Here is a 14,848-nt window from a genome sequence, read left to right as displayed (position 1 = left end):
ATATGCATTTTAAATATAGTTTTGTTTATACTTACAAAAAATACCTCAGTATTTTTAATTCAAATACTGAGGTATTTCTAATTATACTTCCATGATTATTGGTAATATCATTGGATTTCTCTTAGTTTTTATATATAAATATTCTTTTAAGTTTTCTTTAATATTATTTTTTAAATATGCCCACTCTTTTATATTCTTTTCTTCACATTCATGTAAAACATCTTTAATTACATTTTTTGCTCCATCCATTAAATCTTCTGATTCTCTAACATAAACAAATCCTCTAGATATAATATCAGGTCCTGCAAGTACTTTACCATCTTCTTTAGATATAGTTACAACTACTATCATAAGGCCATCTTCAGATAAATGTTTTCTATCTCTTAGAACTATATTTCCTACATCTCCTACTCCAAGTCCATCAACAAGTACATTTCCTGTTGGAACCGTATTAGTAATTTTTGCAGAATTTCTGTCTAATTCTAGTACTTGACCAGTTTGCATTACAAATACATTTTGTTCTGGCATACCAAGCTCACCAGCTAGTGCTGCATGACGCTTTAACATCCTAAACTCTCCATGAACTGGCATAAAGAATTTTGGTTTTACCATTCTATTTATAAGTTTTAAATCTTCTTGAGCCGCATGACCTGATACATGTATATCAGCTAAGTCGTTATAAACAACCCTTGCTCCTCTTTCAAATAAAAGATTTATTACTTTTGAGATTAGTTTTTCATTTCCTGGTATTGGATGAGCTGAAATTATTACTAAATCTCCCTTTTTAATTTCTACCTTTTTATGTTCGCTACTTGACATTCTTGCAAGTGCTGACATTGGTTCTCCCTGTGTTCCCGTAGTTATAATTACTAATTCATTGTCATCGTACTTAGATATATCATTTAAATCTATCAGTGTTTCATCTTCCATATCTAAATACCCAAGTTCTCTAGCAACACCTATTACATTAACCATTGATCTTCCTGAGATAGCCACTTTTCTATTAAACTTAACCGCCATATTGATAATTTGTTGTAATCTATGAACATTCGAAGCAAAAGTAGCAACTATAATTCTACTACCATTAGCTTTTCTAAATAAATCATCTAGACCTGCTCCCACTGTTCTTTCAGACATAGTAAACCCTGGTTTTTCCACATTCGTACTGTCTGCTAACATTAAAAGAACTCCCGAACTTCCAAGCTCACATATTCTGTGAATATCCATAACGTCTCCATCTATTGGTGTAAGATCAATCTTAAAGTCTCCTGTATGGAAAATAACCCCCTGTTCAGTATGTACAGCCAGCGAACAAGATCCTGGTATACTGTGGTTATTCTTTATAAATTCTACACTAATATTTTTAAGCTTAACTGTTTGTTTAGGAGTAACAACATTTAATTTTACATTATTAAGTTTATGTTCCTTTAATTTAGCTTCTATTAGTCCAATACTAAATCTAGTTCCGTACACAGGTACATCAATTTTTTTCAGTATATATGGAAGAGCTCCTATATGATCTTCATGTCCATGTGTTATAAATATTCCTTTTACCTTATCCTTATTTTTTAGTAAATAAGTTATATCAGGTATAACTATATCAACACCTAACATTTCATCTTCTGGAAAACTTAAACCCGCATCTATTACAACAATCTCATCCTTATACTCTATTACGGTCATGTTTTTGCCTATCTCGTTAAGACCACCTAAAGCCATTACCTTAACCTTGTTGGTGTTTTTCTTAAACAATTGCATCATCTCCTCTGTCTATTCAATTTTCATTTTAATCTTGCATATAAAAATAATATTAAATCACGCACTTTTTACCAACTAAGTTTATTGTATCATAAAATCCCTTATATTTTAAGTATATTTAAAATACTTTTATCCATAATCTAGTTAAAACATCTTTTTACTAGATAAAATCTTACAGCTTGTTAAACAAATTTTAATATTTTTTCCTTACAATTAAAAAGATATAAGTTCTACTTAGAACTTATATCTTTATTGCAGTCTTCACATAATCCATAAAATTTAACATCATGGTCTAATATTTTAAACTTATAAGCACTTTGTATTTCTTTTTCTACATTGTCCATTAAATCATCTTCTACTTCGATTATCTTCCCACATTTTTTACAAATTAAATGGTGATGATTATGACTTTCTGATTTATTTAAATTAATTTCATATCTAATACATCCATCATCTAAGTTTAATTTTGATATTACTCCAATTTCATCTAATAATTGCATTGTTCTATAGACTGTTGCAAGCCCTATCTCTGGACAGTTCTCCCTTACTAAATCATAAATTTCTTCACTACTTAAATGCCTATTTTCATTGTCAAGAAGTATATTTATTATAGCTCTTCTTTGAGGAGTAATTTTTAGTCCTGATTCTTTTAATTTAATTTTCAAATTTTCCATTGTATTACACATAATACCACCCGTTTTCAATTGATAATCTTTTGTAATTATTGTAAATGATAAATTCACTCATGTCAATGTTTAGAGAATTATTAATATATTTATTTTTTTATAACCATATTTATTATACTTAGTTATATATAAAATCATGTAACAATTTTAAATTTTCTTCTTTTCTCCATTTAATTACATATTGTGAATTACATTCTAATCTTCCATCTTCTCTATATTCATTGATAGGAAATTCTAATTGTTTTATTTTATAATTAGTTAAATCTCTTGATATTATAGCTAAGTCTAAGATTTTATCTGGAGAGATATTAACCCTTACATGCTTAAGTAGTATTTTTATCAATTCTGGATATTTAAAAACTGATACTTTTGATAATTTATATGCTAAACTCTCTAATACTTTTCGTTGTCTAGCATCTCTATAGAAACAGTTGTCTATTTTTCTAAGTCTACAGTAAGCTAAAGCTTGATATCCATTTAGTAAATGATTCCCACTACTAGTTATATATTCTATATTATTACCCTTATTTTCAATTTCTAATCCATAACATGCATTTATTACTTTATTTAATCCATCAATTTCTCTATCTTCAATATTTATATCTACGCCTCCTAGTACATTTATAACATCTACAAAACTTTTAAAATCTACTATAGCATAGTCTTTTATGTCAAGGTCAAAATTATCATTTATTGTTTTAAGTAATAATTCACAACCTCCATAATAAAAAGAATGGTTTATTTTATCATATCCTTTTCCAGGTATATATACTAATGTGTCTCTAGCTATAGATGTGAGTTTTAAACCCTTATGTTTATTGTCTACAGTTAAAATAATCATAGTATCTGCTCTAGAAGTTTTTTCTCCTATACCATCTTTTCCTATTAATAATATATTATAAATTTCTTTTTCAGTGTAAGAATTTATATCTTTAGCCAGAGCACTATTATTTAATATCATGGAAAAAATTATCATAAGTATTAATGTTATTAGAATCTTTTTTTTCATTCAGTCATCCCCTTTACTATTTTTCAATATTTTTCCCAAGTGATTTTAAAATTAAACTCTATAATTATGTATATTATTTTTAGTTTTAAACATAAAAAAACTACCTACTAAAAGGTAGTTTTTTTATTATTAGAATTCGTCGTCATTAAGTCCTTCTTCGTCCATTAATGTATTATAAACATCAACAACTATTTCATATTCCTTGTCATCTTCTAAAGGAACTAACATTTCTCCTTCTTCATCTTGGTCTATTCTAAATACTAAAGCCTCATCACTTTCTTCATCATCAACAGGCATTAATATAGCATATTCCTTATTATCAGCTTCTAAAGTTAGTATGACTTCAAATTCGCTTTCTACTCCATTTTCATCAACTAAACTTATTATATTATCTTGCATCTAAATCACCTCAAATTCTTTCTTCTTTTTTATATTATATATTATACTGAGATAATTTCAAATATATTATTAAAATATTATTAGAAATTTCTTTGTAAATCTAAATATCCTTGTAATATTATCACTGCTGCTAGCATATCTATTACTTTTTTTCTATTTTCTCTTCTAACATTACCTTCAATTAAAGATCTTTCTGCTGCTACTGTAGATAATCTTTCATCCCAAAATTCTATAGGTAAATTTGTTTCTTGTTTTAATAACTCACAGAATTTTTGGACTTTTTCTCCTTGTGTTCCTATAGTACCATTCATATTCTTAGGTAGACCTGATACTATTTTATTTACTTGTCTTTCTGAAATTATCTTTTTAATTTCTTCTATATCTTTTTTCTTACCAACTCTTTTTATAGTTGTTACACCTTGAGCAGTTAAACCCATTATATCACTTACAGCAACTCCTATGGTTTTATCTCCTATATCAAGACCCATTATTCTTCCATCAAGCATGTTTATTCTCCTTTATATAGCCATCATCATCCTTATTAATTTTTAAATTACTTTCACATAATTTTAATCAATAGGGACTTCTATTATTTTATCTTATTTTAATTTTCTCATACCTTATTTTATATTATATTTAAAATTCTCTCAATTCATATGGACAACTACATATCTTCCTTAATACTTCAAATCACTATGCGGTCGTCATACATTTTCAAACAAGTCCATTTCTCAAAAATTAGCCAGAATTAAATTCTGGCTAATTTTCATTACTATTCTCTTTTATCATTAAAAATTATCATATTAATACTAATAATTAATATTGGTATAAGAATATATATGGATGCTGTAGCTGCTGCTACTATTCCCGAGTCATTTACTAATAATGTTATTAGGCATCCTACCATAGATGCTATAAATCCTTTAAATATCATAGGATATTTATTAGATATATTTTTCATATGTTTTGAAGGTCTAAATATAAATATACCTATTACAGCAATTCCAACTAATAATATATTTACCCACACAGATGACTTAGCAAGTTTTAAGTTCATAGATATTTTTCTACCAAACGTATTAAATATAGCTTGTGGTCCTTCTTGTATTATTTGTTGTGTAAATACGCCTAAGTGAGACTCCATTCCTAAAACTAAGTCTAAACCTGCAAATACTAAAACTAAAACAACTGCTGCTAAACCTAATATCATAATTTTCTTTAAGTCTAATTTAACGTCAAATATTAACATAATAAATAACAAGTACGCTACACATTCAGATATTGCTCCTCCTACATTTGCACCCATTGAAGGAAATGCACTTGTGATAAGAATTATAACTGATAAAACAATTGTTAGCCATTTTGGCATTTTCTTATAGTTAAGAAGTACAGATAAAGCAAATACAGCACTTGCTATTGTTACCCCCTCATATTCATTACCTATACCATAATATCTAGCTCCCACTATGGCATCATAACTCATTATACAGTTTTTCATAAAGTACGTTCCTATAACTGAGTCAATAACAATTAATAATATGGTAAGGAGTGCATAATATCCCATCTGTTTAATATCGTTATTTTTAAACAATATTCTTCCTGATAAATAAAGTATTATGGTCATTATTACAACACCACTTACTAATCCTAATTGACTTTTAAAATTAAATATTGGTGATAGTAATAAAGTTAGAGGCATTATTAATCCCAATTTAATTAGTTCTTTTAATACTATAAATACTTTTTCTTTGTTAGGTAGCTTATCCTTGAATAATAAGGCTAGCATAGCTATAACCCACGATGTAGATACAATTCCAACAAAAGTATTTACTACTGTAGATCTTATATTATTTATTGAAACTATTTTTTTATATTCTCCAGATAAGAAGTCTATATTGTCATCTTTTTCAATACTACTTAACGCTCTTCCTATCATAGCTTCATTTTTTAGTCCAAATTCATTTAAAATGTCTACACCTAAATCTAAGTTGGCTATTATTCCACCTCTCCTTGTTGTTGCACTTTCTAATAATCCTTTTTTATTATCAGAAAATTTAATAACAGGAGCTAAACGTCTTTTGTTATTATAGTCTAGAGTACTTGGGAATTCACTAACAATATATATAACATCATTTTCATTTACCATATTGAATACTTCTTTTAAGTAAGTATTTATATGAGAGTATATCTGTTTTTTTGTCTTGTTATATGTGTTTTCATTTAAGTTAGATTTGTACTCATCTAATCTATATGTGTCTCCAAGCTCTATAAATAAGGCATCATTACTTTCATAATATGTTTTTGTATCAGTAATTAATTTATTGTAGTCTGTTCTCAATCCATAAGGCATACTTAAATCTTTTACAGAAATATTGTCCACATTACCAGATTCTACACGACCTAAAGTATCCATGGCTATTAATCCTGTATTTCTTATTTTTATCAATTGATTATTTTCTACAATATCACTATTACCTAATAATGCTACTTTTTTGTTATTATCAGATAATGTTTGACCAAGTAGCCCTAATGTAGATCCATAACTTCCTTTTTCTGCATTATTATTAATAGATTTATTGATAGATATATTATTTATACCTTTTGGTTCTTCTCCTGTTGCTGTTTTGTATAATTTTCCATTCTCATCAGTTAAATTTTCAAAAGATATGACCTCATTATTAACTACATTGGCCCTAGTCCCTGCTCCTATAGTAGCATATGACCTTGCATCGTCATTTCCTTGATCTCCTCTTGTATTCATTAACCCAATATATCCACTGTTTTTTAACTTTTCTTGCAAAACAGGAATCTTTTGTAAATCATTTATATTTGTTCTATTCATGCTAATATAAATAACTTTACCTTCTTCTGCTGCGAAAGAATAATTAGGAATAAATCCAACACATATCATGATTAACAATAATAATGATATTATTTTTTTCCTCATTAAGTTGACCTACTTTCTATTTTGATAAATAATACTTAAGAATTTCTTCTAGCAATTCATCTCTTTCATATTTTCTTATTACTGTTCTAGCATCTTTATAACTTGTTATATAACTAGAGTCACCAGATAGGATATATCCTATCATTTGATTGATAGGATCATATCCTTTTTCTTGTAAAGCATGATAAACATGGTTTATTGTCTCGCCTACACTCATACTTTTATTTTCTGTAACTCCTTCAAATTTTACTGTATAATCGAAATTATTATCCAAAATAATTCCCCCCTTTAGTTATTTAACTTGGCTTTTTATAACCTCACTTGCATAACTTAAAGCTTCGTCTACCTTTGATACATCAGTTGCTCCAGCTTGTGCCATGTTTGGTCTTCCGCCACCTTTACCGTTAGCTATTTTTGCAACTTCTCTTACAATATTTCCTGAGTGTATTCCTTTTGATATTACATCATTTGTTGCTGTAACAACAAAGTTTACTTTATTATCTACTACATTTGAAAGAACTACTACACCACTTCCAACTTTATCTCTTAAAGAATCTGCTGTTTCTTTTAAAGAGTTCATATCTATCCCTTCAAATTTAGCACACAATAAGTTTACTCCACATACATCCACTTTTGAATCTAATAAAGAATCCACTGATTGTAAGTTTAATTTAGTTTTTGCATCTTGTAATTCTTTAGCTAGAGACTTATTCTCTTCTACTAAAGTATGAGCTCTTTGAACTAAATTATCTTCTTTTGTTTTTAAAGCTGCACATATATCATTTATTACTACCTCTTTATTTGTTAAATAGTCGTAAACAGCTTTACCTGTTATAGCTTCTATTCTTCTAACACCAGCTGCTACTCCACCTTCAGATAATATTTTAAATAATCCAACTTGAGAAGTATTATTAAGGTGAGTTCCTCCACAAAGTTCTACTGAGTAGTCTCCCATGGATACAACCCTTACCTCATTACCATACTTTTCGCCAAAGAGTGCCATAGCTCCTTTTTCTTTTGCATCTTTTATGTTCATTATTTCGCAATTTATGTCTAATGCATCTAAAATAGCTGTATTTACTTTTTCTTCAACTATTTTTAATTCTTCTTTTGATATTGGTTCAAAGTGCGTTACATCAAATCTCAATCTTTCTGGAGTTACTAGTGATCCTGCTTGATTAACATGATCACCTAAAACTTCTTTTAATGCTTCATGTAATAAGTGAGTTGCAGTATGGTTTCTTGCAGAAGCCATTCTTATTTCTTTATTAACTTTTGATTCTAATTTATCATTTACACTTATTTTACCTTTTTTTACAAATCCCACATGTTTTATAGTATTATTTGCACCTTTTCTAGTATCTACAACTTCAAATATAGTATCTTCATTTTCTAAAGTTCCCATATCTCCAACTTGCCCACCACCTTCTGCATAGAAAGCAGTTTCATTTAATACTACTACAGCTTTTTCACCTTCACATATAGTATCTACAACTTCATCACCCTTTACTAATGCAGTAACATTACCACATACATTTAAGTTAACATATCCGTCAAATGTAGAAGCTATATTTGCATCAAGTCTTGATAATGGATCTTCTTTCCAACTTTCATCTTCCATAGCTCCTCTATCAGCTCTAGCCCTTTGTCTTTGCGCTTCCATTTCTGAATGGAATCCTTCTTCATCTATTTCATAACCTTGTTCTTCAAGAATTTCCTGAGTTAAGTCCATAGGGAATCCGTAAGTATCATATAGTTTAAATGCTTTTTCTCCACTTAAAACTTTTTCATTATTTGCTTTTAATTCTGCTATATATGAATTTAATATCTCTACACCTTGATCTAGTGTTTCGTTGAACTTTTCTTCTTCTATTTTTATTACCTTTTTAACGTAGTTTTCTTTTTCTACTAATTCTGGATAAGCATCTCCACTTACTTCTTTAACTCTGTCAAATAGTCTATATAAGAAATCTTCTTTTATTCCAAGTAATTTACCATGACGGGCTGCTCTCCTAAGTAATCTTCTAAGAACATATCCTCTACCTTCGTTTGATGGTAATACTCCATCTGCTATTAAGAAACTCATAGCTCTCATATGGTCAGTAATTATTCTTACTGATACATCTTTTTTAGCATCTTCACCATATTTTATATTAGCTAACTCTTCTATTCCTTCAATAATATATTTTATAGTATCTATTTCAAATATATTATCTACGTCTTGCATTATACATGCCATTCTTTCTAGACCCATACCTGTATCTATATTTTTGTTATCAAGTTCTGGATAGCTTCCATCTTCTTGTCTATCAAATTGAGTGAAAACTAAGTTCCAAAACTCTAAGTATCTATCACAGTCACATCCTGGCTTGCAATCTGGATTATCACAACCAAATTTTTCTCCTCTATCAAAGTAAATTTCTGAACATGGTCCACATGGTCCAAGGCCTATTTCCCAAAAGTTATCATCTTTTCCAAGTCTAACTATTCTATCAGCTGGTACTCCTATTTCCTTTTCCCAAAATTCATGAGCTTCATCATCATTTAAATAAACAGTTACCCATAATTTATCTACTGGTATATGTAAATGTTCTGTTATAAACTCCCAAGCCCATGTAATAGCTTCTGGTTTGAAATAATCTCCAAATGAGAAGTTACCCATCATTTCAAAGAAAGTACCGTGTCTAGCAGTTTTCCCTACGTTTTCTATATCACCTGTTCTTATACATTTTTGGCAAGTCGACATTTTCTTGCTTGGTGGTACTTCCACACCTGAAAAGTAATTTTTAAGTGGTGCCATACCTGAGTTTATAAGTAATAAACTTTTATCATTATTTGGTATTAAAGATGCACTTTTCCCTACATAGTGTCCTTTTGATTCAAAGAACTCTAAAAATCTCTTTCTAATTTCATTAGTTCCTAATTTTTGCATTAGTTTTTCCTCCTATAAATTTATATCTTTATTTTCTTTACAAATAAAATTTTCTACTTTTTAACTAATTAAAATATATATTTAACCAGTTTTAGTAAATATATTAAAAATTCACTCTGCTCAAGTCACAAAGTTGGAAATTATATATTATCTACAGAATAAATAATATATAACTTCTCTACAATTAAAAAACCTCGCACCTATATAAAACTATATAGGGGCGAGGTATATTCGCGGTACCACCCTAATTATCATATTGAGTATGATATCTTCGGAAAACCTTAGCTATAACGTAACTACCGTCAATCTATACTTAATTTCCAGACTGATACTCCAAGACTGCTTCAAATATTCTATTCTAGGAGCTCTCACCATTTCTCCTTCTCTGTGAAGACTTCAAATATCTTACTACTTCTTTTCACTGTATTTAAATTATTTGTAAAATTATATTTTCTTATAGTAATTCTACTAAATTTTTAATTTATAATCAAGTATAATTATAAACTTTTGTCTATAATTCCTCCACCAACTACTTTATCTCCTTGATACATTACAACTGATTGCCCTTTAGTAATAGCTCTTTGTGGTTCATCAAACACTATTCTTACAGAGTCTTTTCCATTGTTATATACTGTGGCTGGTGATGGTTTTGCAGAATATCTTATTTTCGCTTCTACCCTAATAGGTTCTGTAATCTCGTCTACTGTAATTAAATTCACATCTGTTGCTATTAATTCATTACTGAATAAATCGTCATTTGAACCTAATATAACAGTATTAGTTTCTGGATTTATATCAAGAACAAACATAGGTTTACCAAAAGCAATACCTAGTCCTTTTCTTTGTCCTATTGTGTAATATATTATCCCTTTATGCTTTCCTAAAACATTACCTTTAGTATCTACAAAGTTTCCTTCTTTAATACGTTTATTTGAATGTCTTTTTACATAGTTTGCATAATCATTATCTTTAACAAAACATATTTCTTGGCTATCTGGTTTATTATGAACATCCATACCCATTTCTTTGGCTATTTCTCTTACTCTATCTTTCTCATAGTCTCCAATCGGAAGTAAAGTATGTTCTAATTGTTCCTGTGTAAGATTATATAGTGCATAAGTTTGATCTTTTTTATCAGTTACTGATTTAACTAGTAAATGTCTACCAGTTTCTTCATCTTTTTCAATCTTAGCATAATGTCCTGTTGCCACATAGTCACATCCTAGAGCCATAGCTCTTCTATATAAGTCATCGAATTTTATATGTTTATTACATGCTATACAAGGATTTGGAGTTCTTCCTTGTAAATATTCATCAATAAAATAATCTATAACTTTTTCTTTAAATACATCTTTAAAGTTTAATACATAAAATGGTATACCTATTTTGTCTGCAACTGCTCTTGCATCTTCTACTGCTTCAAGAGAACAACATCCACCATCATTTTCTATTAAATCATATTCTTCATCGTCTTGCCATAATTTCATGGTAACACCGATTACTTCGTATCCTTGCTTTTTAAGTAAGTATGCAGCTACTGAACTATCTACTCCACCACTCATACCTATCATTACTCTTTTGCTCATTTTATAAATCACCTCATTCTCTATATTATATATATTTTCAATAATTTTTAAAAGTATATTTTTCATTTCATGTAATTTATTTATATATAATAAACGACCTTGTTTACCTTAGTCTTTGACAAAAAAAATCTTTGAGATACATTACCCCAAAGATTTTATTTATTATATATTAGTCTTCTTCTATATCATGGTGATGATCATGATCATCATCTATAACTACACCATCTAATTCTGGTATGTGTATATTATTTTTTTCTGCATAATCTATTAATGCTGCTTTTATAGCTTGTTCTGCTAAAACTGAACAGTGCATTTTAACTGGTGGTAAACCATCTAGTGCTTCTGCAACTGCTTTATTAGTTACAGATAGAGCTTCATGTATAGTTTTTCCTTTTACCATTTCAGTAGCCATTGATGAAGAAGCTATTGCAGATCCACATCCAAATGTTTGGAATTTAACATCTTTTATTATTTCATCTTCTATATCAAGGAATATTTTCATTATATCCCCACATTTAGCATTTCCAACTTCACCTACACCACTTGCATCTTCTATTTGTCCTACATTTCTTGGATTTAAGAAATGATCCATTACTTTATCACTATATTGCATAATTTTTTCCTCCTAACATTATTCACTCTGTCTATTTATTTTTATTAATTTATTTTCTATTTACTTTGCTCTTTTAAATAAGTTTGATATAAAGGTGATAATCCTCTAAGTCTTTCTATTACTTTTGGAAGATGTTCTAATATATAGTCTATATCATCATCAGTTGTGAAATCTCCAACAGTAAGTCTTAAAGAACCATGTGCCCATTCATGAGTTAATCCTATTGCCATTAATACATGAGATGGATCTAGAGAACCTGATGTGCAAGCAGAACCACTTGAACCAGCTATTCCTACTTGATCTAATAATAGTAGTATTCCTTCTCCTTCTATAAATTCAAATGAGAAGTTTGAATTACCTGGTAATCTATCATCTCTATGTCCGTTTAATCTTGTATGAGGTATTCTTTCTAGTACACCCTCTATTAACTTTTCTCTAAGTCTTGTTAATTCAGCTATATGATGTTCCATATTTTCTTTAGCAATTTCTGCTGCTTTTCCATATCCTACTATTGAAGGTATATTTTCTGTACCAGCTCTTTTTCTTTTTTCTTGAGCTCCACCATGTATAAGATTGTGTATTCTTACACCTTTTTTGATGTATAAAGAACCTATACCTTTTGGTCCGTATATTTTATGAGAAGACATACTCATTAAATCTACATCTATATCTTTAACATCTACCGGTATATTACCAGCTGCTTGAACTGCATCTGTATGCATTAAAGCACCATGCTCGTGGGCTATTTTAGCTATTTCTTTTATAGGTTGTATAGTTCCTATTTCATTATTAGCATACATTATACTTACAAGTATAGTAGTATCTTTTATTTCTCTTTTTAATTGTTCTAAGTCTACTTTTCCATCTGCATCAACATCTAAGTAAGTTACTTCAAATCCATGTACTTTTTGTAAGTATTCACAAGTATGAAGTATCGCATGATGTTCTATTTTACTTGTTATAATGTGATTTCCTTTATCTCTTCTTGCAAAAGCCGTTCCTTCTAAGGCCCAGTTATCACTTTCACTTCCACCGTTTGTAAAGTATATTTCACTTGGATCCGCGTTAACAAGCGATGCTACTTGTTTTCTAGATTTATCTAAAGCTGTTTTTGCTTCCCTCCCAAATAAGTGGAAACTTGAAGCATTTCCAAAATAATCAGTTAAATATGGCATCATTTCATCTAATACTTCTTTTTTTACTGGAGTAGTAGCTGAATAATCCATGTACAATCTTCTTTTTTCCATCGTAAATTCATCTCCTATTTTTTATTATTCATTAACTCTGTTATATCAAATTCTTTTATGTGATTCTTCTTATTGTAGTCATCAATCATATCTTGAAGTGTAATGGAATTTAGTACGTCTTCTATCCCTTTTTTCAACTTCTCCCATACTAGTTTAGTGGAACAATCATTTGAATTTTCACAGGATCCTTCATCTATAATACATTGAGAAAGTGCTACTGGCCCTTCAAGTATAGTAAGTACGTCCCCAACAGTAACATCATTAGGATCTTTATTAAGAAAATATCCTCCTTGTGCTCCTCTTACACTAGTTATTAATTGTGATTTCTTCAATGTAGAAAATATTTGTTCTAAATATTGCTCTGGTATTTTTTGTTTACTAGCAATCATGTTCAAAGGCATAGGGCCTTCATTAACATGTAAAGATAATTCAAATATTGCTTTTAGGCCATATTTACCTTTAGTTGATAATTTCATTTTTTATCACCCTCTGTGTCCAATACAATTCATAGTAAACTTGTATGAATTACTTTGATATCATTGTATTATTTCCTACTATTTTTGTCAAGATTATTTCTGACTATTTTTATCAGAATTAATTCTTAAACTTAGTGATAATTATTTTATACCCACAAATAAAAAAAGATAACTTGAAAATTCAAATTATCTTTTTACAATTTTTTCTATCTTCTGTATATACTCCAGTATCCAATTTTTTCAAATCCTAACATTTTATAAATAATACTGGCTGCTTCATTATCACAAAATAAGCAAGGAATCTTATTTTCTTCTATCAATTCATTGCAAATTTTTATTAAACACTTAGTAGCATAGTTTCGATTTCTGTATTTTGGATGAGTCCCTACTCCTATAATCATAGCATTATTTTTGTTTTCAGAAGTGGTTTTAGCCATAGAGACTACTTTTCCTTCTCTTTCTACACAATATCCCCTTCCAGTTTTTAAACTTGATTTAATATTATCTACCGTTGTATTTTCAAATTCATCTATTTCTTCATACAACTTCACTATTTTATTTAAATTACCAAATCTAATTTTTCTAAGTTTAACATTATCTTCTGTATATGGAGGTAGTAGATTTTTATTAGTTAGTTTAAAAATATTGACCTTTCTATATCTTTGCAAATTAATTTTCGTCTCTAATTTTTCTAATACTTGTGATTTTCCACAAACCTCTTCACAATTACTATCATTGATAAACTTTGCAAAACTATCCACATCAAATTTATCATAAGCATAAAATATAATAAATTCAAAACATTTTAACAAAATCCCTTCAATTTCTCCATCTTCATTTATTCCACCATAAATACTAAAAAAATAACTATCATATCCATACCTTTCAATATCACTTAGTAAGAATATATTTACTTCTTTTTCTTTGTGTAGATATTCAACAACCTTTTTATGATGAGTATTATTAAGTCTTTGAATCATTAACATTCCCCCTGATATGTATCTATCATTTATTAAAATTACTAAAAACTCTTCAATATTAATCATAAGTTTATTTAATCCTACTTGCAATTAAAAATTCTACTTACTAATATATATAGTTAAATAATAATTTGATTATGATTTTTACTGGTAATCTTTTATAAGAATTTTAATTTTTTTAAGACAAATAATAATCTTATAAATATATAAAAGGA

At 28.6% G+C, this 14,848-nt stretch carries 13 protein-coding genes and 1 other annotated feature; all 13 genes read right to left on the bottom strand.

What is annotated here, in order from left to right; genetic code table 11:
- Positions 1–81 precede the first annotated feature (81 nt).
- Complete coding sequence (locus tag QX51_RS12600) at positions 82–1,758, bottom strand: ribonuclease J (RefSeq protein WP_139044987.1); 1,677 nt, start codon at positions 1,756–1,758, stop codon at positions 82–84.
- 230 nt (positions 1,759–1,988) lie between these two features.
- Positions 1,989–2,444 carry a Fur family transcriptional regulator gene (locus QX51_RS12595; RefSeq protein ID WP_039680271.1) on the bottom strand — a complete coding sequence of 152 codons (456 nt, stop codon included), beginning with the start codon at positions 2,442–2,444 and terminating at the stop codon, positions 1,989–1,991.
- Between the two features lie 118 nt (positions 2,445–2,562).
- The gene (locus tag QX51_RS12590; protein WP_079764698.1) at positions 2,563–3,453 is read right to left on the bottom strand and encodes an LCP family protein; all 891 of its coding nucleotides are present in this window, start codon (positions 3,451–3,453) and stop codon (positions 2,563–2,565) included.
- Between the two features lie 129 nt (positions 3,454–3,582).
- Complete coding sequence (locus tag QX51_RS12585; protein WP_039680270.1) at positions 3,583–3,852, bottom strand: DUF1292 domain-containing protein; 270 nt, start codon at positions 3,850–3,852, stop codon at positions 3,583–3,585.
- Between the two features lie 80 nt (positions 3,853–3,932).
- Complete coding sequence (gene ruvX / locus QX51_RS12580) at positions 3,933–4,358, bottom strand: Holliday junction resolvase RuvX (RefSeq protein ID WP_039680269.1); 426 nt, start codon at positions 4,356–4,358, stop codon at positions 3,933–3,935.
- 266 nt (positions 4,359–4,624) lie between these two features.
- Positions 4,625–6,799: a hypothetical protein gene (locus QX51_RS12575; RefSeq protein ID WP_039680268.1), complete on the bottom strand. Its 2,175-nt coding sequence runs from the start codon at positions 6,797–6,799 to the stop codon at positions 4,625–4,627.
- A gap of 16 nt (positions 6,800–6,815) precedes the next feature.
- Entirely contained in the window at positions 6,816–7,073 is a 258-nt protein-coding gene (locus QX51_RS12570) for an IreB family regulatory phosphoprotein (protein ID WP_039680267.1), read from the bottom strand.
- A gap of 18 nt (positions 7,074–7,091) precedes the next feature.
- Positions 7,092–9,731, bottom strand: a complete 2,640-nt coding sequence (alaS, locus tag QX51_RS12565) for an alanine--tRNA ligase (protein WP_039680266.1) — start codon at positions 9,729–9,731, stop codon at positions 7,092–7,094.
- Between the two features lie 213 nt (positions 9,732–9,944).
- Positions 9,945–10,162 (bottom strand) — a binding site (T-box leader).
- A 66-nt stretch (positions 10,163–10,228) separates the two neighbouring features.
- Positions 10,229–11,383, bottom strand: a complete 1,155-nt coding sequence (gene mnmA, locus QX51_RS12560) for a tRNA 2-thiouridine(34) synthase MnmA (protein WP_074429197.1) — start codon at positions 11,381–11,383, stop codon at positions 10,229–10,231.
- Positions 11,384–11,486: 103 nt separating this feature from the next.
- On the bottom strand, positions 11,487–11,930 hold the full coding sequence (gene nifU, locus QX51_RS12555; protein WP_039680264.1) for a Fe-S cluster assembly scaffold protein NifU: 444 nt from the start codon (positions 11,928–11,930) through the stop codon (positions 11,487–11,489).
- Between the two features lie 56 nt (positions 11,931–11,986).
- Complete coding sequence (gene nifS, locus QX51_RS12550; protein ID WP_039680263.1) at positions 11,987–13,177, bottom strand: cysteine desulfurase NifS; 1,191 nt, start codon at positions 13,175–13,177, stop codon at positions 11,987–11,989.
- A 14-nt stretch (positions 13,178–13,191) separates the two neighbouring features.
- Positions 13,192–13,653, bottom strand: a complete 462-nt coding sequence (locus QX51_RS12545) for an RrF2 family transcriptional regulator (protein ID WP_039680262.1) — start codon at positions 13,651–13,653, stop codon at positions 13,192–13,194.
- 206 nt (positions 13,654–13,859) lie between these two features.
- Positions 13,860–14,633 (bottom strand): GNAT family N-acetyltransferase, encoded by a 774-nt coding sequence (locus tag QX51_RS12540; protein WP_039680261.1) that lies wholly within the window; start codon positions 14,631–14,633, stop codon positions 13,860–13,862.
- Between the last annotated feature and the right edge of the window lie 215 nt (positions 14,634–14,848).

The sequence above is a fragment of the Terrisporobacter othiniensis genome (assembly GCF_000808015.1).
Taxonomy (GTDB): domain Bacteria; phylum Bacillota; class Clostridia; order Peptostreptococcales; family Peptostreptococcaceae; genus Terrisporobacter; species Terrisporobacter muris.
This window is presented reverse-complemented; position numbering and strand designations above follow the sequence as displayed.

What these genes read in the sequence shown, in the direction of transcription:
- QX51_RS12600 (WP_139044987.1), bottom strand. Translation starts at nt 1,758, where the DNA reads ATGCAATTGTTTAAGAAAAACACCAACAAGGTTAAGGTAATGGCTTTA.
- QX51_RS12595 (WP_039680271.1), bottom strand. Translation starts at nt 2,444, where the DNA reads ATGTGTAATACAATGGAAAATTTGAAAATTAAATTAAAAGAATCAGGA.
- QX51_RS12590 (WP_079764698.1), bottom strand. Translation starts at nt 3,453, where the DNA reads ATGAAAAAAAAGATTCTAATAACATTAATACTTATGATAATTTTTTCC.
- QX51_RS12585 (WP_039680270.1), bottom strand. Translation starts at nt 3,852, where the DNA reads ATGCAAGATAATATAATAAGTTTAGTTGATGAAAATGGAGTAGAAAGC.
- ruvX (WP_039680269.1), bottom strand. Translation starts at nt 4,358, where the DNA reads ATGCTTGATGGAAGAATAATGGGTCTTGATATAGGAGATAAAACCATA.
- QX51_RS12575 (WP_039680268.1), bottom strand. Translation starts at nt 6,799, where the DNA reads ATGAGGAAAAAAATAATATCATTATTATTGTTAATCATGATATGTGTT.
- alaS (WP_039680266.1), bottom strand. Translation starts at nt 9,731, where the DNA reads ATGCAAAAATTAGGAACTAATGAAATTAGAAAGAGATTTTTAGAGTTC.
- mnmA (WP_074429197.1), bottom strand. Translation starts at nt 11,383, where the DNA reads ATGAAAAATATACTTTTAAAAATTATTGAAAATATATATAATATAGAG.
- nifU (WP_039680264.1), bottom strand. Translation starts at nt 11,930, where the DNA reads ATGCAATATAGTGATAAAGTAATGGATCATTTCTTAAATCCAAGAAAT.
- nifS (WP_039680263.1), bottom strand. Translation starts at nt 13,177, where the DNA reads ATGGAAAAAAGAAGATTGTACATGGATTATTCAGCTACTACTCCAGTA.
- QX51_RS12545 (WP_039680262.1), bottom strand. Translation starts at nt 13,653, where the DNA reads ATGAAATTATCAACTAAAGGTAAATATGGCCTAAAAGCAATATTTGAA.
- QX51_RS12540 (WP_039680261.1), bottom strand. Translation starts at nt 14,633, where the DNA reads ATGATTCAAAGACTTAATAATACTCATCATAAAAAGGTTGTTGAATAT.